This is a genomic window from Nocardiopsis codii, from assembly GCF_036327455.1.
In the GTDB taxonomy this organism is placed as follows: domain Bacteria; phylum Actinomycetota; class Actinomycetes; order Streptosporangiales; family Streptosporangiaceae; genus Nocardiopsis; species Nocardiopsis codii.
In genome coordinates, this window is the sequence record NZ_JAUZMY010000004.1 from 180,666 (window position 1) to 199,049 (window position 18,384).

General features: G+C 73.3%; 15 protein-coding genes and 3 tRNA genes. 7 read left to right on the forward strand and 11 right to left on the reverse strand.

Features of this window, described 5'->3' with window-relative positions; genetic code table 11:
• Positions 1-107 precede the first annotated feature (107 nt).
• From Q8791_RS06115 to Q8791_RS06140, 6 genes are all read right to left on the reverse strand, one after another.
• Positions 108-1,337, reverse strand: coding sequence for a glycosyltransferase (locus Q8791_RS06115; protein ID WP_330090595.1), 1,230 nt, complete (start codon positions 1,335-1,337; stop codon positions 108-110).
• Positions 1,334-1,795, reverse strand: coding sequence for a GbsR/MarR family transcriptional regulator (locus Q8791_RS06120; protein ID WP_330090596.1), 462 nt, complete (start codon positions 1,793-1,795; stop codon positions 1,334-1,336). Before Q8791_RS06120 ends, Q8791_RS06115 begins: the two co-directional genes overlap by 4 nt.
• 222 nt (positions 1,796-2,017) lie before the next feature.
• On the reverse strand, positions 2,018-3,586 hold the full coding sequence (locus Q8791_RS06125) for an SLC13 family permease (protein WP_330090597.1): 1,569 nt from the start codon (positions 3,584-3,586) through the stop codon (positions 2,018-2,020).
• An 858-nt stretch (positions 3,587-4,444) separates the two neighbouring features.
• Positions 4,445-4,521 (reverse strand) — tRNA-Val (locus Q8791_RS06130).
• A 16-nt stretch (positions 4,522-4,537) separates the two neighbouring features.
• Positions 4,538-4,608 (reverse strand) — tRNA-Cys (locus Q8791_RS06135).
• Positions 4,609-4,649: 41 nt separating this feature from the next.
• Positions 4,650-4,722 (reverse strand) — tRNA-Gly (locus tag Q8791_RS06140).
• 247 nt (positions 4,723-4,969) lie between these two features.
• Here Q8791_RS06140 and Q8791_RS06145 point away from each other — a divergent pair.
• Complete coding sequence (locus Q8791_RS06145) at positions 4,970-6,307, forward strand: molybdopterin molybdotransferase MoeA (RefSeq protein WP_330090598.1); 1,338 nt, start codon at positions 4,970-4,972, stop codon at positions 6,305-6,307.
• 101 nt (positions 6,308-6,408) lie between these two features.
• Here Q8791_RS06145 and Q8791_RS06150 read toward each other — a convergent pair whose 3' ends face one another.
• Entirely contained in the window at positions 6,409-8,112 is a 1,704-nt protein-coding gene (locus Q8791_RS06150) for an MFS transporter (RefSeq protein ID WP_330090599.1), read from the reverse strand.
• A gap of 187 nt (positions 8,113-8,299) precedes the next feature.
• Here Q8791_RS06150 and Q8791_RS06155 point away from each other — a divergent pair, with 187 nt between their 5' ends.
• Positions 8,300-8,851 carry a TetR/AcrR family transcriptional regulator gene (locus Q8791_RS06155; protein ID WP_330090600.1) on the forward strand — a complete coding sequence of 184 codons (552 nt, stop codon included), beginning with the start codon at positions 8,300-8,302 and terminating at the stop codon, positions 8,849-8,851.
• Between the two features lie 44 nt (positions 8,852-8,895).
• On the opposite strand, the gene Q8791_RS06160 is transcribed toward Q8791_RS06155, so the two are convergent.
• A complete protein-coding gene (locus Q8791_RS06160) occupies positions 8,896-9,393 on the reverse strand; it encodes a GNAT family N-acetyltransferase (protein ID WP_330090601.1) in 498 nt (165 codons plus the stop codon).
• Between the two features lie 378 nt (positions 9,394-9,771).
• Between Q8791_RS06160 and manA the strand changes: the two genes are divergently transcribed.
• The gene (manA, locus tag Q8791_RS06165; RefSeq protein WP_330090602.1) at positions 9,772-10,956 is read left to right on the forward strand and encodes a mannose-6-phosphate isomerase, class I; all 1,185 of its coding nucleotides are present in this window, start codon (positions 9,772-9,774) and stop codon (positions 10,954-10,956) included.
• 119 nt (positions 10,957-11,075) lie between these two features.
• Positions 11,076-11,450, forward strand: coding sequence for an FKBP-type peptidyl-prolyl cis-trans isomerase (locus Q8791_RS06170; RefSeq protein ID WP_330090603.1), 375 nt, complete (start codon positions 11,076-11,078; stop codon positions 11,448-11,450).
• 96 nt (positions 11,451-11,546) lie between these two features.
• Here the strand turns inward: Q8791_RS06170 and Q8791_RS06175 are convergent, their stop codons facing one another.
• A complete protein-coding gene (locus Q8791_RS06175) occupies positions 11,547-12,722 on the reverse strand; it encodes an acyl-CoA dehydrogenase family protein (protein ID WP_330090604.1) in 1,176 nt (391 codons plus the stop codon).
• A gap of 247 nt (positions 12,723-12,969) precedes the next feature.
• Here Q8791_RS06175 and Q8791_RS06180 point away from each other — a divergent pair, with 247 nt between their 5' ends.
• A complete protein-coding gene (locus Q8791_RS06180; RefSeq protein ID WP_330090605.1) occupies positions 12,970-13,611 on the forward strand; it encodes a TetR/AcrR family transcriptional regulator in 642 nt (213 codons plus the stop codon).
• A gap of 136 nt (positions 13,612-13,747) precedes the next feature.
• Here the strand turns inward: Q8791_RS06180 and Q8791_RS06185 are convergent, their stop codons facing one another.
• Together Q8791_RS06185 and Q8791_RS06190 are read right to left on the reverse strand one after the other, a co-directional pair.
• Positions 13,748-15,418, reverse strand: a complete 1,671-nt coding sequence (locus Q8791_RS06185) for a hypothetical protein (protein WP_330090606.1) — start codon at positions 15,416-15,418, stop codon at positions 13,748-13,750.
• Positions 15,403-16,176 carry an ABC transporter ATP-binding protein gene (locus tag Q8791_RS06190; RefSeq protein WP_330090607.1) on the reverse strand — a complete coding sequence of 258 codons (774 nt, stop codon included), beginning with the start codon at positions 16,174-16,176 and terminating at the stop codon, positions 15,403-15,405. The genes Q8791_RS06185 and Q8791_RS06190 overlap by 16 nt, the downstream gene beginning before the upstream one ends.
• 158 nt (positions 16,177-16,334) lie before the next feature.
• Here Q8791_RS06190 and Q8791_RS06195 point away from each other — a divergent pair, with 158 nt between their 5' ends.
• Together Q8791_RS06195 and Q8791_RS06200 are read left to right on the forward strand one after the other, a co-directional pair.
• Positions 16,335-17,636: a sensor histidine kinase gene (locus tag Q8791_RS06195; protein WP_330090608.1), complete on the forward strand. Its 1,302-nt coding sequence runs from the start codon at positions 16,335-16,337 to the stop codon at positions 17,634-17,636.
• A gap of 2 nt (positions 17,637-17,638) precedes the next feature.
• On the forward strand, positions 17,639-18,382 hold the full coding sequence (locus Q8791_RS06200; RefSeq protein ID WP_407941962.1) for a response regulator: 744 nt from the start codon (positions 17,639-17,641) through the stop codon (positions 18,380-18,382).
• Positions 18,383-18,384 lie beyond the last annotated feature (2 nt).

Genomic DNA, 18,384 nt, shown 5'->3' on the forward strand with positions numbered 1-18,384 from the left:
CGATCCGCCGGCGGGGTGCGAGGGGCTTCCGGCGATCCGCGAGAATCGACAACCGGAGGACCGGCGGTTGTTCCGGTTCTGTCCTCGGGGGAAGGAGTCGCAGCCCGTCAGGACGCGCGCGAGGCCGCGGCGAGCACGCGCCGGACGGCGTCGCCCGGAGCGTTGGCCTCCTCCTCCTTCACCAGTTCGGCCAGTCTTTCGGCCCGGTCGGTGTGTTCGGTGGCCCGGGTGATCGCGGCGGCCACGCTCTCAGGTGACAGCCTTCCCGTCAGGGGTGCGGGGCCGACACCGATCGCGCGGACACGCTGGCCCCAGAACCACTGGTCGCCGACGAAGGGCCGGACTACCTGGGGAACGCCGGCACGCAGCGCGGCGGCCACCGTCCCCGCCCCGCCGTGGTGTACCGCGACCGCCACGTGCGCGAACACGTGGTCGTGCGGGACCTCGTCCACCACCAGTACCTCCTTCGAGGACTGGGGGCGGGAGGAGAGGGCTCCCCACCCGGATGCGAGGATCGCCCGTCGACCGCTGAGGCGCACGCCCTCGACGACCGCCCGCGTGAGCCCGTCCGGGTCGCGCGCCACCGTGCTGCCGAACCCGACGTACACCGGTGCCTCGCCTTCGCTCAGGAACCGGGTCAGGCTTTCCGGTGGGGTCCACCCACTCTCGCGAGGCAGACCCAGGGCGCCCAGGGGAGCGGCCCCGGACGGCCAGTCGGCCGGAGCGGACAGGAGATGGCGGCTCCACAGGTGCAGGGCGCCCTCGGAGGCGATGCGTTCGGCGAGCTTCGCGGGCGGGCCGCTCAGGCCCAGCCGTCCGGAGCGCCAGCGGCCCACCAGCCCGCGGTGGGCTCCTTCCACGGCGGAGACCAAGCGCCAGCTCGGGCGGCGGAGGGCCGCGGGCAGCCGGGCGGGGACGAGCGGCGTGCCGAACTCCCCCGTGGGCGTGTACAACGGAACCGTCAGCGCGGCGATCGACGGAACACCGATCCGGTCCGCCAGATCGGTGGCCCCCAGTGCTTTGGGCGCGTAGACGACGACGTCGCACTCGGTGCCGACAAGTCGGGCCACGTCGTCCAGCCACGCACGCAGGAGCGGTGCGACCGCCCTTGCCGAGGTCAGGGCGGTGAGGAGGCCACGGTGGGTGAGGTCGTCCTGGAGGGCGAGCACGCCCTCGTCCATCGGCAGGAACTCCGTTCCGTGGCGTGAGACGAGCGCTCCGAACCTTCGGGGCGCCGCGATCACGGCCTCGTGCCCCGACTGTGTGAGCGCACGGGACAGGGCCACGAAAGGTTGGACGTCACCGCGGCTGCCGGTCGTGATGATCAGTGCCCTCATCGCCGACGCTCCTCCTTGACCCGGTCCCATTCGTCCAGGAGCAGCGGAAAGCGTTCGGCCATGAATCCGTACATGTCGCGCATGAGTTCGAGGCGTGCGCGCCGTGCCGGATCGTCGCCCACGACGGCCAGCCCCCGCTCTGCCAGACCGCGGAACCGGTCGAACTCGGCCATCTTCGCGCGGAACGCCTGCTCGAAGACGTCCTCCGCGAGCCGGTAGCGGTCCCTCCGTTCCCCGGGCCGGCGGAAGCGCTCCACCAGCCCGACCTGCTCCAACCTGCGCAGTGCGACGCTCATGCTGCTCTTGGCCACCGCCATTTCCCCGCACAGCCGCGGTGCGTCCGCACTGTCCTCGGGCGCGCTCAACAGCCATCCCATGACGCGTCCCTCGGTCCTGCTCAGTCCCAGCCGCTCGTAGAACACCCCGGCTTCTTCGACGAAGCCGCTCACGCCGTCCATGGTCCACCCTCGATCGCTTTGTTCGGATCATTCCGAACAAGGGGAAGAAGGTCAAGTGGCGGGCGGTCCGGGACTCCCGGATCCTGGAACGGCCGAGTCGGACGCCCCGCCTGGACCGCGCCCCCGGGCATGGTCGCCACCGCCGACTGGACCTTCCGGGCTGTGCCGAGGCCATGGGCCCCGGTGGTGGGGGCGTGCACGCCCCCACCACCGGGCGTGCGGTCAGAGCGTGATGCCGATGGCCCAGGAGAAGAGGGCGTACATCGCGCCGAGGATGAGCACCATGGCGATGAGGTTGAGCCACAGGCCGCCGCGCATCATCTGACCGATGCGCACGTATCCCGAACCGAACACGATCGCGTTGGGCGGGGTGGCCACCGGGAGCATGAAGGCCATGGTCGCGGCCAGGGCCACGGGCACCACCAGGGTGAGGACGTCGAGTTCCATGCCCATCGCGACCCCGCCGAGGATGGGCAGGAACGTGGCGGCGGTCGCCGTGTTGCTGGTGAGCTCGGTCAGGAAGAGCACCAGCGCGGTGACCACGAGGATCAGCACCCACAGCGGGATGCCCCCGAGCACGGAGACCTGTCCGCCGATCCAGGCGCTCAGGCCGCTGGAGGTGAACTGGGCGGAGATCGCCAGCCCGCCGCCGAACAGCAGCAGCACGCCCCACGGGAGCTGGACGGCGGTGTCCCAGTCGAGCAGGCGGGTGCCCTGGCGGTCGACCGGGAGCAGGAACAACAGGACGGCGACCGTCATGGCGATGCCGGCGTCGCTGATGTTGGCCAGCCACGGCAGAGCGCCTCCGACGCCCTCGGTCCTGGCCAGGACCGGGATGAAGATCCAGGAGAGGGCGGCCAGTGCGAACACCGCCGACACCGCCTTCTCGCCGCGGGACATCGGGCCCATCGCGTCGAGTTCGGAGCGGATCAGCTCCTGGGCGCCCTCGACCCTCTTGGCCTCCGGAGGGAAGACCCGGACGAGGACGAACCACGCGATGAGCAGGAAGACCGCGGCCAGGGGGACCCCGGCGAGCATCCACTGGCCGAAGCCGATGGTGATGTCGTGGGTGTCGGCGAGGTAGGCGACCATCAGCACGTTGGGCGGGGTACCGATGATGGTGGCGACCGAGCCGATGGAGGAGGCGTAGGCGATGCCGAGCATGAGCGCGGTCGCGAAGTTGGCGTCGGTGCGCCCCTTGCGGAACTGGGTGAGGACCGTGATCACGGACAGGCCGACGGGGAGCATCATCACGGCGGTGGCGGTGTTGCTCACCCACATGGTGATGAACCCGGTGGCGATCATGAAGCCGCCGATCAGCCCCGCGCTGTTGGAGCCGACCTTGGAGACGATGGTCAGGGCGATCCGCTTGTGGAGGTTCCACCTCTGCATGGCCAGGGCCAGCATGAAGCCGCCCATGAACAGGAAGATGGTGTCGGACCCGTAGGAGGAGGCGACGCCCGCGATGGGAGTGCCCTCCAGCATCACGGGGAAGAGCACCAGGGGTAGCAGGGACGTGACCGGGATCGGGATCGCCTCGGTCGCCCACCAGAGCGCGATGAACGCGGTGACCGCCGCGACCATGCGTCCGTTGGCCGAGACGACCGCCTCGTCCTCGCCCTCGACGAGCGGCAGCGGCATGTCCGGCATGAGGAGGTACACGAGCAGCCCGACGAGCGGGCCGGCGATGAGTCCGATGACCCGGGAACGGGAGAACCCGCCCTCGGGGCGCGTGTCGGACTTCGGCGACGGCGCGTCCGCCGCCTGCTTCTCTTCGCTGGGGGGTGTCATGGGGGTCCTTCGTCTGTGGGGGACGTGGGCGTCGTGGCGGGCCGGGGTTCCGACCTCCTGTTTCCGTCCGGTTGCCACTGGGTGTCGTGCCCTCTGCGAAGGAGGTTGATCATGGTCGGCGGGCAGTGTCCACCTTTTGTGGAGGAATTGTGATTCCTCTGACATTAAGTGACGGAACGCCTGGTCGTGGAGACACCGTGTCATGCCACCGCTTGCGACTCCGAGAGGGCGCCGTGGCGTTCGCACCGGCATGCTCCGGCGGTGCGGTGCCCACAGCCCCAGCGCGGCCGGGGCCACGGCCGGGGCCGTGAGAACCAGGGCGCGGAGTCGGTCGTCCCGTAAGAGGGCGAAGGGCGAGGTGGCGGGGGACAGGGCCTCCGGTACCGTTCCCGTCTTCACGGCGGTCCCCGCCATGCCCCCGGCGCGAGCGCTCTCCAGCCGATCGCCGCACACGGGCGAGGGGGTGCGCTGAAGGCGAGGAAGGCGACGCGACGACCACCCACACCGCCGGGGCCGGGGACAGGTCAACGACCCGGGCGTGCAGTCGAGGGCCTTCTGGTGGTCGGGGTAGATGTCGCAATCCACACCGGTACCGAAGGCCCTTTTCGCGCGTGTCAGCCGGGGCGGGTGCTACCAATGCAGCCGCTCACTGGAGTTGAGGAACCCGATGTCGGACTCGCCGTGAGCGGCGTGTGCCGAGCGTGCTCGAACACCTGTGACGGGGGAGTGTGCAAGCGCTCACTGCCCGGGAACGGGAACGGGGGAGGGCCCCGGGCAGACGGTCTCCCGGATGTCCTCCGAGCGGGGAACCCCGGGAACGCCGAAGGCCAGAGCCGAAGCTCTGGCCTTGGGTGATGCTGGTGGGCGATACAGGACTCGAACCTGTGACCTCTACCGTGTCGAGGTAGCGCTCTAACCAACTGAGCTAATCGCCCGCGCGAAGCGGTGTTGAGGTGGAGACGGGATTCGAACCCGTGTAGACGGCTTTGCAGGCCGCTGCCTCGCCTCTCGGCCACTCCACCGAGTTGCGCGCAAGCGCCTGGGCGCCTTCGCGTCTCCTCCGAGCGGACGACGGGATTCGAACCCGCGACCCTCACCTTGGCAAGGTGATGCTCTACCAGCTGAGCCACGTCCGCTTGCTGCGTGGTCGGTGGCCGCGTCCTCCGTGGCCCCGTCCGTGCTGCTGATAAGAACTTTAGCGGAAAGTCGGCAGACGGCAAATCGGCGCAGGGAGAGGGGCCGCCGGAGGCGCGGAACGCGCCCGGCGCGGGGCGCGCGGCGGGGTCCGGGGTCCCCTCACGCGCCCGGGCGCAGCGGTAGCGTCCGCGTCGGTGCGCACGGGGGGACAATGGGGACTCGCTGGCGCGACGACCGGGAGGCGGCATGGGCAGGAGCGGCGACATCCGCGGCGACACCCGCCGGGGCGGAGTCCCCGGGGCACACGGAGCACACGCGGAGCACGGCCCCCACGAGGACCACCGCGCCGCCGGAGCCGACGCGGCCCGGCCGGCGCACGGCTCCACGGGGGTCCCCGCGGGCCCCGGAGGCCGGGGAGCGCACGGTTCACGCGGCGCGCACCGGTCGTGGGCGCAGGCGCGTGCCGAGGCCGTCGCGCTGGGCGCGCGCAGGGGCGCCGCCCAGCGCGAGGTGCCGCTGGACCGCGCCCTGGGCGGGGTCCTCGGCGCGGACGTCCGCGCCCTCGTGGGACTGCCCGCCTTCGACGCCTCCGCCATGGACGGCTTCGCGGTGGCGGGGCCGGGCCCCTGGCTGCTGGTGGGCAGGCAGCTCGCGGGCGCGCCCGCCAGCAGTGCCGGGCTGCGCCCCGGCGAGGCCGTGGAGATCGCCACGGGCGCGCGGGTGCCCAAGGGCGCCGAGAGCGTCCTGCCGTACGAACGCGCGACGACCCGGGACGGGAAGGTGGAGGGTCCCGCGGAGCGCGGACGCCACGTGCGCTGGGCGGGGGAGGAGACCGCGCCCGGTGAGACTGTTCTCACCAGGGGTTCGGTGATCGGTCCGGCGGTGCTCGGCCTGGCGGCGAGCCTGGGGCACGAGACCCTGCCCGTGTCGTGTCCCCGGCTGTCGGTCCTGGTCACCGGTGACGAGGTCGCCACCGAGGGCCTGCCCGGGGACGGGAGGGTGCGCGACGCCATCGGGCCCCTGCTGCCGGGGATCGCCGGCTGGGCCGGAGCCCGGCTCGAACGCGTGAGGCACCTGGGAGACGACCGGTCGGCGCTGTTGGCGGAGGCCGAGGGCGGCGACACGGACGTGGTCGCCGTGTGCGGCTCGTCCTCCCGGGGCCCGGCCGACCACTTCCGCTCGGTCCTGGACGACCTGGGGGCCACCGTCGTGGTGGACGGTGTCGCGTGCCGTCCCGGCCATCCGCAGCTGCTGGCGTACACGGACCGCACCGTGTTCGTGGGACTGCCCGGCAACCCCGGAGCGGCGCTGGTGGCAGCGGTGACCCTGCTGGTCCCCCTGCTGAGCGCCATGACCGGCCGCGCCGACCCCGGACGGCGCCTGCCCCGGGCCGCCCTGGACCACGGGGTCGTGCCGCACCCGGCGGACACCCGGCTGATCGCGGTGCGCCTGGCAGACGGCCGGGCCGTGCCCGTCGGCCACGACCGTCCCGGCAGCCTCCGGGGCGCGGCCCTGGCCGACGCCTACGCGGTGGTGCCGCCGGACTGGGACGGCGCCGAGGTCGAACTGGTCGGCCTCCCCTGACACGCGCGGGCCCCGGAGGAGAAGACTCCTCCGGGGCCCGCCGCTCGCACCACCCGTCCCGCCGCCCGTCGCCGGCCCGGCGGCGGGCGGTCCGCGTCCGGCTACAGGCCGGTCCGGGACACGGCGTCCGCGGGCCCGTGGGCCCCGGCGGCCTCCGCGCCCCCGGTGGGACCCGCCACGGCCGCGGACACCGGGGAGTCCGCCTCGCCCTCGGGGGCCGGGGACTCCGACACCTCGACCGCAGGGTTGCCCAGACCGCGCAGCAGCACCCACACCTGGGCGGCGGCGGCCAGCACGATCACCACGGCGATCACGCTGGTCAGGTGCATGCCGTCGGTGAACGCGGACCGCGCCGCGCCCATGAGGGCGTCACCGGTGGCGCCGCCCAGGTCGGAGGCGGCGTTGGCGGCGCCGCCGAGGGTCTCCCGGGCCGCGTCCACCGCGCCCTGGGGCACCCCCTCCACGCCGGTCAGCTGGGACCGGTAGGAGGCGGTCAGCACGCTGCCCAGCACCGCGACGCCCAGGGCCGCGCCCAGTTCGTAGGCGGTCTCGGAGATCGCCGAGGCCGCGCCGGCGCGCTGGGGCGGGGCGGCGGACATGATCGCGCCGTTGGTCAGCGTCTCGGCGAACCCCGCGCCCGTGGAGATGAGCGAGAAGCCGAGCGCCACGGTCACCACTCCTGTGGTGGCGCCGCCCTCCGGGGCGAGGACCAGGACCGCGAACCCGGAGGCGGTCACCAGCAGGGACCCGCCGATCACCGTGGCCAGGCTCAGGTGCCGCGACACCCGCACCGCGACCAGGCCCGCGAGGACCGACAGGACGAGGCCGGGCACCAGCACGAGACCCGCGCGCATCGGCGAGATGCCGAGCACCAGCTGGAGGTACTGCGTCAGGAAGAACAGCGACGACACCAGCGAGAACACGATCATCAGGTTCGTGGCCACGGCCACGCTGAACACGCGGTAGCGGAACAGGCCCACGTCGATGAGCGGTTCCCGGAGCTGCTTCTGGCGCCGCACGAACAGGTAGCCCAGGCCCAGGCCGACGGCCAGGGACGCGATCGGCATGACGCCGAGGCCCTCGGTGGCCAGCTTCTTGATCCCGTACACGGCGGGCAGCATCGCGGCCATCGACAGGACCACGCTCAGGAGGTCCATGCGCCCCGCCTCCGGGTTGCGCGACTCGCGCACCAGCAGGGGGACCAGAACCAGGATCAGCACCATCACGGGCAGGTTGATCAGGAAGACCGACCCCCAGGAGAAGTGCTCCAGGAGCCAACCGCCCAGGATGGGGCCGAGCGCGGCGCCTCCGGAGAAGCCCGACGCCCAGAGGGCGATGGCGAGCAGCCGCTGGCGCGCGTCGAGGAAGATGTTGCGCAGCAGCGACAGGGTGGACGGCATCAGGGAGGCGCCCGCCAGCCCGAGCAGGGCCCGGGCGAGGATCAGGGTCTCCGCCGTGGGTGCGAACGCCGCGATCAGTGAGGCCGCGCCGAAGGCCGCGGAGCCGATCATGAGCAGGCGCCGGCGGCCGATGCGGTCACCGAGCGAGCCCATGGTGATCAGGAGGCCGGCCAGGATGAAGCCGTAGACGTCGACGATCCACAGCAGTTGGCCGCCGGTCGGCCGCAGGTCCTCGCTCAGCGCGGGGACGGCGAACCCGAGCACGGTCGAGTCGACCGAGATCAGGACCACGGGCAGGACCAGGACGGCGAGGGCGGCCCACTCCCGCGGCCCGGCGAGGGCGGGTGCCGCTTCGTCGCGGGCGCGCGCGTTGGTGGGGCCGGTTCCGGCCTTGGCGGAGCTCATCTTTCCTCGTTACGTGTTGCTGGTTGCGCGTCACCCCGACCGGGGGCGCGGTTGTGGCCCGACGGGAGGCAGCGGGCTCCAGGTCGGGCAGGCGGGCGGGCGGGAAGTCTGGTCGACCGCGGGTACACCGCGGGACTCTTCAACCGTCCAGACGGTACAGTACCGTCCGGACGGTACAGTGTCAATCGTGAACGCTTCGAACACCCGCGACCGAATTCTCGACTCCCTACAGGACATCCTCATCAGCGAGGGTTATTCCGGGGTGACCCTGGAGGCCGTCGCCCGCGCGGCCTCGGTGTCCAAGGGAGGCCTCCTCTACCACTTCCCGTCGAAGGCGGCGATGCTCACCGGCCTCATCGAACGCCTGAGCGGGCTGGCGGAGGAGGAGTTCCGCGAGGCCCGGGAGGGCGGCGAGGGGGTGGTCCGTGTGTTCCTGCGCACGTCGCTGCCGCAGAGCCCGGAGGAACGCGAACTGTACTGGGCGGTCATCGCCGCCCTGCGCGGTCAGGAGGACATGCCGGAGGAGGCCACCCGCACGGTGCAGTACCTGTTCTCCCACTGGGGGAGTCTGCTGCACGAGGAGCTCACGGACCCGGTCCTGGCCGAGATCATCCTGCGCGCGGGGGACGGGCTGTACATGTCGGCGATCGCCGGGTTGCCCCAGCCCGACCCCGCGCTCACCCGGAGCATGATCGACCGCCTGGTGGAGGCCTCGGACAAGGTGCGCCGCCGACCGTGAGGGGCGCGGTCCGGTCCGGGCGCCGCCGGTCCGGGCGCCCCGGCTCAGGGGCGGAGCTGGAGGACCTGGACCTCCTTCTCGCCCACGGGTACCCGCACGGTCGGGGTGAAGCCCTGGCCCTCGTAGTAGCGGATGAGCGCGCCGTCGCCGCCGGACCAGCAGTCCACGCGGACCAGGCCGATGCCGTGGCCGCGGGCCTGTCTCCGGGCGAACGCGAGCAGCTTGCCGCCGACGTTGGCCCCGGTGTGGTCCCGGGACACGAGCAGCAGGCGCACGTAGAGTTCGCGCTCCCCGGCCGGGGGCGCGTACGCGGGGGCCTCCTCGCGGATGGTGAGGACGCCCGCGGGGGAGTCGCCCACCTCGGCCACCCACAGCCCGTCGGCGACCAGCCCCTCGACGAGCCGCACCCGGTCGGGGTCGCCCGACCACGGCCGGTCGCCCCACTGCCCGGACCGTCCGCGCGCGGCCAGCCAGGCGACGGTGTCGTCGAACATCGCCAGTACCGCCGGAAGGTCGCCCGGGCCTCCCTGTCGTAGCCTCATGTGTCCGCCTCACACGTCGGGGAACGATCATGACCGGGACACGGTAGCGGGTCGGTGCGACGGTCGGGGCTCCCGCACCCGTCGCGCCGGGGCAGGGGCGCCCGCGACCCCTGGGAAGGGGTGTCGTCCGAGTCTCCGGAAGGTGACCATGAGGTGCTGTTCACGTGTCCACGATCGTGGTTTACTTCCCAGTAACTTCGTAGCCGCCGTCGGGCCCCGCAGGAGTCGGGTGCCTGCCCACCCCGCGAGGTGAAGTGTGCACTACCTCAACAAGTGGGGCGTGCCGTGTCGACCGGAACGGCTCCCTTCGCGAGACTGTTGCCACCTCGCCGGAGCGTCCACGGGGTGAGAGCACGCAGACGGGAAAGCGGGGGGCGGATGCACAGGCTCACCAACCAGGTACGACCGTATGCCTGGGGGGCGCGCGCGGCCATCCCGCGGCTGCTGGGCACCGACCCCGACGGCACACCCCAGGCCGAGCTCTGGCTGGGCGCGCACCACGGGGCCCCGAGCACCGCCCACTGCGAGGACGGGCTCAGACCCCTGCCCCGCCTGATCGCCGACGACCCGCGCCGGGTGCTGGGGCGTGCGACCGCGGAGAGGTTCGGCGGACGGCTGCCCTTCCTTCTCAAGTTCCTGGCCGCCGAGGCGCCCCTGTCCCTCCAGGTGCACCCCGACGCGTCCCGGGCCCGGGACGGGTTCGACGCCGAGGAGCGCGCGGGCATCCCGGTCGACGCGCCCCACCGCAACTACCGCGACCCCCACCACAAACCCGAGCTCCTGCTCGCACTGGAGCCCTTCGAGGCGCTGTGCGGCTTCCGGGAGCCCGCGGCCACCGCCGCCGAACTGGGCGGGCTCACGTGCGAGCTGGCCGTGCTGCTGCGCGCGGACCTCGCGGTTCCCGACACCCACGCCGCCCTGCGCGCGGCCCTCACCCGGCTGCTCACCCTCCCCGACGCCGACCGCGACCGCCTGCTCGACGACTTCGTGTCCGAGTGGTCCGCGTCCGATCCGCACGGGCTCCACGGCGACATCGTCGTCGACCTGGCCACGCGCTATCCGGGCGACCCGGGCGCGGTCGCGTCGCTCCTGCTCAACCGGATCACGCTGTGGCCGGGGCAGGCCCTGTTCCTGCCCGCCGGCAACCTGCACGCCTACCTCCAGGGGACCGCCGTCGAGGTGATGGCCAGCTCCGACAACGTGCTGCGCGCCGGGCTGACCGCCAAGCACGTGGACGCGGCCGAGCTCCTGGACGTGGTGGACTTCTCGGTGCTGCCGATCCCCTACGCCCAACCCGGCTTCCTGGAGGGGAGGCGGGAGTTCCGGCCCGCCGCGCCCGAGTTCGCGCTGCATGAGATCGGACCGGGCCGTGTCACGGCCCACCTGCCGGGGGAGGGGCCGATCGTGGTGCTGGCCCTCCGCGGCCGGGTGGAACTGGTCGCGGAGGTCGGTCAGGGCCTGACCCTGCACCGCGGCGAGTCGGTGTTCGTGCAGGCCGACAGCGGGCCGATCAAGGTCGAGGGGCACGGGCACGTCATCGCGGCGACGGTCGGCGCCCTCTGACGTTCCGTCGTCCTGTCCGCCGGGGCGGGGCCGGTTCCCCGGACCGGGCGCGCGGGGGGTGGTCGCGCGCCGATACCCTGGGCCTCTCTGTTCCCACTGCACCCACGAGGGGTACCACCATGGCGCTCGAGCGTCCGGAGATCGACTTCATCGGCGGCCCGCCGCCCACCACCCTGGAGAGCACCGACATCACGGTCGGCGAAGGCGCGCAGGCCGGACACGGCAGCACCGTCGACGTCCACTACGTGGGCGTCGCCTTCTCCAGCGGCGAGGAGTTCGACGCCAGCTGGAACCGCGGGGCCCCGCTGAGCTTCCGCCTCGGCTCCGGCCAGGTCATCTCCGGCTGGGACCAGGGCGTCCTGGGCATGCGCGTGGGCGGCCGGCGCAAGCTGGTCATCCCCCCGGACCTGGCCTACGGCGACCGCGGCGCCGGCGGCGCCATCAAGCCGGGCGAGACCCTCATCTTCGTCTGCGACCTGGTCGCCGTCCGCTAGGAGCCCCTTGGGCACCCGTCGCCGCGGACCCCGACACGCGGAGCGCGAAGGGGCCCGTGCCGCGCCCGCGGGCGCGGCACGGGCCCCTTCGTCCGCCTAACCCAAGGTTGCGCCCACCTTGATGTGGCCCTTGAGCAGGTCGCGGGCGATCGTGCGGCGCTGGATCTCGTCCGTCCCCTCGAAGATGCGCAGCAGCCGGACGTCGCGGTAGAAGCGCTCGATCGGCAGTTCGCGGGTGTAGCCCATGCCGCCGTGGATCTGCATGACCCGGTCGACGATCTCGTTCGCCTTCACACCGCCGAAGAGCTTGGCGATGGACTGCGCGTGGCGCGAGTCCCGGCCCACGGACACCTGCCAGGCGGCGTGCAGGACCAGCAGGCGCAGCGCCTCGATCTCGGTCTGGGAGTCGGCGATCATCCACTGGATGGCCTGGCGGTCGGCGATGGGCGCGCCGAAGGTCTCCCGGGTCCGCGAGTACTCGATCGCCATGTCCAGCAGGCGCTCGCACCCGCCGAGCGCGCGGGCGGGCAGCAGGTAGCGGCCCTTGCCGATCCACTTCATGGCGAGGGAGAAGCCGTGGCCCTCCTCGCCCAGGATGTTCTCGTGGGGCACGCGCACGTCCTGGAAGACCAGGGAGGCGGGGCGCCGCTCGCCCATGGTGTCGATGGGCTCGGAGGTCCAGCCCGCGTCGCGGTCCACGAGGAAGCAGGTCACGCCCCCGTCGGCGCCCTTCTCCGGGTCGGTGACCGCGAAGACCATGGCGAAGTCGGCCTCGTTGCCGCCGGTGATGAAGGTCTTCTCGCCGTTGACGACCCACTCGTCGCCGTCGCGCACCGCGCGGGCGCGGATCGCCTTGGCGTCCGAGCCCGCGCCGGGCTCGGTGATCGCGAAGCACGAGCGGCGCTCGCCGGCGATGGTGGGCAGTAGGTAGCGCTCCTTCTGCTCCTCGTTGGCGTGGTACAGGATGTTGTCGGCCTCGCCGCCGAACTTGAAGGTCAGGAACGTCCTGCCCAGCTCGACCTCGATGATCGCCGCCGTGACCGGGTCGAGGCCCATGCCGCCGTACTCGGTGGGCGTCTCCACGCCCCAGAAGTCGGACTTGCGGGCCAGTTCGCGCAGGCGGGTGCGCTCCTCGGAGTTCAGGCCGGGCGGGTGCCCCTCGCGCTCACGGCGCAGCACCTCGTTCTCCAGCGGCATCAGCTCCCGCTCGACGAAGGTCCGCACCCAGTCGCGTACGGCGCGCTGTTCTTCGCTCAACGAGAAATCGATCACGGCCTGCTCCCCAATAACCTAACAGTGTTCGGTTAGTTGAGGGTACGGTGTACCCGGCCGTGCGTGCAAGAGGTCACCGCATCAGGGATCCCACGCGTCCGGGCCCCGCATCGAGAGCCGCGCCCCCGCGCGACCTGCGCCGCCGCGGAGTCCGGCGGGCGGCCGTGCGCCCCGCACTGACGTGCGATGATCGGGCCGGACACCGGAGGGAACCGGCGTCCCCCGCAGCGGAGAAAGGGACAACCCCGTGGCCCGACCCAAGACGCCGATCCTGAGCAGGCCCGCCATTCGCCAGGCGGCGCTCACGCTCATCGACCGCGACGGGCTGGACGGGCTGTCGATGCGCAAGCTCGCCCAGGAGCTCGACGTGCAGGCCGCCTCCCTGTACAGCCACTACCGGACCAAGGAGGAGCTGCTCACCGAGGTCGCGGACGCGGTCACCGCCCACATCGACGTCTCGGGGTTCGCCGGCGGCGACTGGCGCCAAGGCCTCACCGTCTGGGCGCGCTCCTACCGCGACGCCCTCGCCGAGCACCCGCACCTCCTCCCGGTCGTGTCCGCCGGCCCCGGCCGCCGCGAGGAGGCGCTGCGGCGCGCCGACGCCGTGCACGGCGGGCTGGTGGGCGCGGGCTGGCCGCCCCGCTACGCCACGATGATCGGCGCCTCCACGAAGTACCTGATCGTGGGCGCCGCGACCAACTCCTTCGCCCGGGGGTTCGACGACGACGTACGCGTCTACCGCGACCGCTACCCCAACCTGTCGCAGGCCCACCGGCTCGCCGAGCACGCCACGGAGATCGACGACGCGAGCTTCGAGCTGGCGCTCTCGGCCTTCCTGGACGGGCTCACCGGCGTCTTCGCCGAGGTGCGTGTCACACCCCCGGCCTGACCGGGGCGGGGTGCGCGCCCGTGGCGCGGGGCCGTGCGCGGCCCGGGGGCGGGCGCCCCCGCACGACAGACGGCGCGGCGCGATCCCCGTCCTGGATCGCGCCGCGCCTGTTACCCGGGTCCTGGGACCCGGGAGCTCATGAGCCGGTCGGTCTCGTCTCGGCGTTGCCCGCGATGGCGGTGCGCTCCAGCCGGTCCAGCCAGGAGCCGTCCTCCGGCACCGTCCGCAGGGCGATCGCCTTGCCGTACCTGATCCGGGTGAAGGTCTCGGGCAGCCGCGCCTCCAGCCGCCGGTACGCGACCCGGCCCAGCCACCACGCCGCGAGCGCCCCGTTGAGCAGGCCCACCGGCACGGCCAGCCACGGCAGGCCGGACAGGCCGAGGAACACGGCGGCGAGCACGGCGGGCGCCGACAGCACGGGCAGCGCCACCAGCGCGATCCACACCTGCACCTGGTTGTCGCCCGTGTCGTTGGCGTCCACCCTCAGCTGCGGGTCCACCCCCGGGGAGAGCGCCACCACCGACAGCAGCAGCGACAGCCCGCTGCCCACCCCGAAGAACACCGCCATCCCGGTGATCACCAGGGGCCACGCCCAGTGGGAGCCCGTCGCCAGGACGAACGCCGTGCTCATCAGGGTCGCGCCCGGCACGATCAGGAGCAGGATCGCCACCTGGCGGCCCCGCACGTCGGCGCGCACCGAGCCCCGGTCCTGGCCGACCACCGACAGCCACACGGCCGTCCCGTCGTGCCCGTACATGTTCGCGGTGGCCAGCACCATGATGAACGCGGCGATCACACCGGCGAACGGGGTGAAGAAGGAGAACTGGTCGCTCGGCCAGGTCAGCAGGCCGATGAACAGCGCCGCCCACAGGGACGCGCGCAGTTCCAGGCCGCGCCACGGGTCGCGCCACCACTGGCGCAGCTCCTTGCCGACCACCGCGCCCAGGGGGGTGTCCGGCAGCAGGGAGAACCCGGGACCGCCGCCCGTCAGCGGACGCGCCCCCAGGGGCCTGCTCCGGCGCCGCACGCCGCGCGCCTCGACCCGGGGGGCCAGCAGCACGGAGGTCACCGCGACCAGGGCCCCGGTGAGCAGGGCCAGTGCTCCCAGCCAGGCGGCGGCAGCACCCCACGACCCCGCCGCCGCGGCCTGTACGGCGAGCACCGGCCACGAGGTCGGCAGTACGGCCAACACGGTGCCGACCGCACCCTCTCCCAGGCCGTTCTCGCTCAGGCTCAGCGTCGCCGAGAACGCGGGCTGGACCGCCATCCACCCGAAGAAGATCCCGGCGAGGATCAGCCCCCACTGCACCGACGCGATCTCCATCCCCAGCCGCGAGTGCATGGCCGCGCCCAGGGCGCGGAACACCAGCCGGGACAGGGAGATCACGAGCACCCACAGGAGGAGGAACCCGGGGACCGCCACCAGCAGGGCCGCCGGATCCACCGACAGCGCGTGCCAGGCCAGGGCGGCCAGCGCCACCAGGGTCAGGGCGGGGCCGATGTCGAAGAACATGGTCACCAGGAGGAGCGCGCCCAGCCTGCGCCGGTCCAGGGGCAGCAGCGCGAAGTACTGCGAGCGCAGGACCCCCGTGCCGTTGGCGACGGTCGGGCCCAGCATCCACGCCGCCGCCCACACCGCGAACACCAGGGTGAGAAGGTCGGCGCGCACGTCGTCCGAACCCGCCGTCAGGGCGAAGAACCAGGTGAGTCCCAGTCCCAGGACGGCGAGGGCGATCCCGAGCAGGCGCATCCCCGTGGCGGAGTGGCCCAGCAGGGTGAACTTCAGCCGGATCAGGAGGCCAGCCACGTCAACTCCCCCTCCCCGACCTCGCGGGCGCCCACCAGGCGCACGAAGGTGTCCTCCAGGGTGGCGTCCGCCCCCCGCACGTCCTCCAGGGTCCCGTCGGCCAGGACCCGGCCCCGGGCGATAATGGCCACACGGTCGGTCAGCTGCTCCACCAGCGCCATCACGTGGCTGGAGATCACCACCGTGCCGCCTCCGTCGGTGAACCGCCGCAGGATCGCCGTGAGCACCCGCCCCGACACCGGGTCGACCGCCTCGTACGGCTCGTCCAGCACGAGGACCTTCGGGGCGTGCAGCAGGGCGGTGGCCAGGCCGATCTTCTTGCGCATGCCCGTCGAGTACTCCGCGACGAGGACGGAGTCCTCCTCGGCGCCATCCAGCTCCAGCACGCGCAGCAGTTCCTCGGCCCGTGCCCGGGCCACCCCGCGGTCGAGCCCTCGCAACCGCCCCCAGTAGTCGAGGAGTTCACCGCCGGTCAGGCGCTCCGGCAGCGCCAGCCCGTCCGGCAGCACCCCCAGGAGGCGTTTGGCGGCGATCGGGTCCGACCACACGTCCGAGCCCAGCACCCGCGCGGTCCCGCCGTCCGGGCGCAGAAGACCCACCGCCATGGACAGCGACGTGGTCTTGCCGGCCCCGTTGGGGCCGACCAGGCCGAGCATCGCCCCACGGGGGACGGACAGGGACACCCCGTCGGCGGCCCTGGTCCCGTTGAAGGTCTTCGTCAGCCCGACCAGTTCCAGCGCGGGCACGTCGTCACTCATGTCTCCAGACTGGCGCCGGGCGAGCCCGGGCGCATCGTCCAAGTGGTCAGAACCGGCTGTCCGATCGGCCGACCGGCCACCCGGGGGACGGCCGCCGGACCGAGGCGGGCGGGGCGTTCGCCGCCCTAGGCTTGTGCCGAGGCGAGGGAGGGCGGCCAGTGCGTACGACACCGGCGGTGACCGGCGCGGGCGCCGGGGGCGGGCCGGGCCCCGGCGACGCGGGTGTGTTCCGCGGCTCCGGCGGTCGCCGACGCGACGCGTCGGCGGACATCCTGCTGTTCGCGCTCGCCGTCCTGTGGTGGCTCAACGTCTCCGCCGGCTACGTGTTCGGCCACCTGATCGGCATGTCGCACGACGTGCCGCGGTGGTTGTTCGTGCCCGACGCCGTCGGCGGCGCGGTCGGCTGCCTGGCCCTGTGGTGGCGCCGCAGCCACCCCCTGGCCGTGGGCATGGTCCTGTGCGTCGTCGGGGCGTTCTCCAACTCCGCCACCGCCGCCCTGGTCATCGCCCTCATCGGCCTCGCGGCCCGCCGCCCGTGGCAGCAGGCGGCGTCCGCGGTGGCGGTCACCATGGTCCTGGGCCTGCCCTGGTTCCTCACCGTCCCGCCCGGTCGGGGTGAGAGCATCCTCTCCATCGCGCTCGCGCTCTCCGTCGTCGCGGCCAGCGTCGGCTGGGGCGTGGCCATCCGGACCCGCCGCCAGCTGGTCGAGCGCCTGCGGGCGGACGTCCGGCGCGAACGCGCCGACCGGGAGCGCCGTCTGGAGGACGCCCGGGCGGAGGAGCGCCGCCGCATCGCCCGGGAGATGCACGACGTGGTCGCCCACCGCATGTCCCTGCTGTCGGTGCACGCCGGGGCGCTCGCCTACAGGACCGAGCGGGCCGAGGCGGGCGCCGCGGCACCGCTGGACGCCGCGGAGCTCGGCGCGGCCGTCCGGGTCATCCGTGACAACGCGCACCGCGCCCTGGAGGAGCTGAGCGGGGTCCTGGCGGTCCTGCGCTCCACCGACACCGTGCCGGGCGCGGCGGAGGACCACACCGGTACCGCCGCGCCCCCGCCGGGGATCGCCGACGTCGGGCGCCTGGTGGAGGAGGCGGTAGCCGCGGGGCAGCGGGTCGCCTGGGACCTCGACGTCCCCGGAGGGGCCGTTCCGGGAGGGCAGGTGGGGCGCACCGTCTACAGGGTGGTGCAGGAGGGGCTGACCAACACGCGCAAGCACGCCCCCGGCGCGAGGGTGGGGGTGCGGGTGCGCGGCGGCCCCGGACGGGACATGGAGGTGTCGGTGACCAGCGTGCTGCCGGTCGGGGTGGTCCCCGGCGAGATCCCGGGGGCGGGAGCGGGGCTGACTGGTCTGGCCGAACGGGTCGCGCTGGAGGGCGGCGAGCTCGTCCACGGACCGGCGGGCGGGGAGTTCCGGCTGGTCGCCACCCTGCCGTGGCCCGAGGTCTCGGAGGTGTCATAGTGGTGGCCGTGCCTACCGAACCCGTACGCGTACTCCTCGTCGACGACGACCCGCTGGTGCGGACGGGGCTGCGGATCATGCTCTCCGGAGGCGGCGGCATCGCGGTGGTGGGCGAGGCCGGGGACGGCTCCGAGGTCGCCGCGGCGGTGGCCGAACACCGCCCCGACGTGGTGCTGATGGACGTGCGCATGCCCGGGGTGGACGGGATCACCGCCACCGAGGGACTGCGGGGCGGAGTGCCGCTCCGGCGCGCGGGGGGCGGCCCGCCCGGAGGCGCGCCGGACCGGGGAGGGGCGCGGCCCCAGGTCATCGTCCTCACCACGTTCGACGCCGACGCCACGGTGGTGCGGGCGCTGCGCGCCGGCGCCGCCGGGTACCTGCTCAAGCACACCGAGCCCGCGCGGATCGTGGAGGCGGTGCTCCGCGCGGCGGCGGGCGAGCCCGTGCTCTCACCCGGTGTGGCCCGTGCCCTGATGGACCGGGTGGCGGGGGACGACCCGGTCGAGCGATCCGAGGCGCCCACGCGCAGGGAGCGGGCACGACGGCGGATGGCGCTGCTCACCGAACGGGAGCGGGAGGTGGCCGAGGCCGTGACCGCGGGGCTGTCCAACGCGGAGATCGCGGATCGCCTGCACATGTCGATGGGGACGGTGAAGGCCCACGTGTCCGCCGCGCTCACGAAGCTGGACCTGTCCGGACGGGTGCAGCTGGCCCTGCTCACCCACGACGCGCGCTCGGAGGACTGACC

What these genes read in the sequence shown, in the direction of transcription:
- Q8791_RS06115 (WP_330090595.1), bottom strand. Translation starts at nt 1,337, where the DNA reads ATGAGGGCACTGATCATCACGACCGGCAGCCGCGGTGACGTCCAACCT.
- Q8791_RS06120 (WP_330090596.1), bottom strand. Translation starts at nt 1,795, where the DNA reads ATGGACGGCGTGAGCGGCTTCGTCGAAGAAGCCGGGGTGTTCTACGAG.
- Q8791_RS06125 (WP_330090597.1), bottom strand. Translation starts at nt 3,586, where the DNA reads ATGACACCCCCCAGCGAAGAGAAGCAGGCGGCGGACGCGCCGTCGCCG.
- Q8791_RS06145 (WP_330090598.1), top strand. Translation starts at nt 4,970, where the DNA reads ATGGGCAGGAGCGGCGACATCCGCGGCGACACCCGCCGGGGCGGAGTC.
- Q8791_RS06150 (WP_330090599.1), bottom strand. Translation starts at nt 8,112, where the DNA reads ATGAGCTCCGCCAAGGCCGGAACCGGCCCCACCAACGCGCGCGCCCGC.
- Q8791_RS06160 (WP_330090601.1), bottom strand. Translation starts at nt 9,393, where the DNA reads ATGAGGCTACGACAGGGAGGCCCGGGCGACCTTCCGGCGGTACTGGCG.
- manA (WP_330090602.1), top strand. Translation starts at nt 9,772, where the DNA reads ATGCACAGGCTCACCAACCAGGTACGACCGTATGCCTGGGGGGCGCGC.
- Q8791_RS06170 (WP_330090603.1), top strand. Translation starts at nt 11,076, where the DNA reads ATGGCGCTCGAGCGTCCGGAGATCGACTTCATCGGCGGCCCGCCGCCC.
- Q8791_RS06190 (WP_330090607.1), bottom strand. Translation starts at nt 16,176, where the DNA reads ATGAGTGACGACGTGCCCGCGCTGGAACTGGTCGGGCTGACGAAGACC.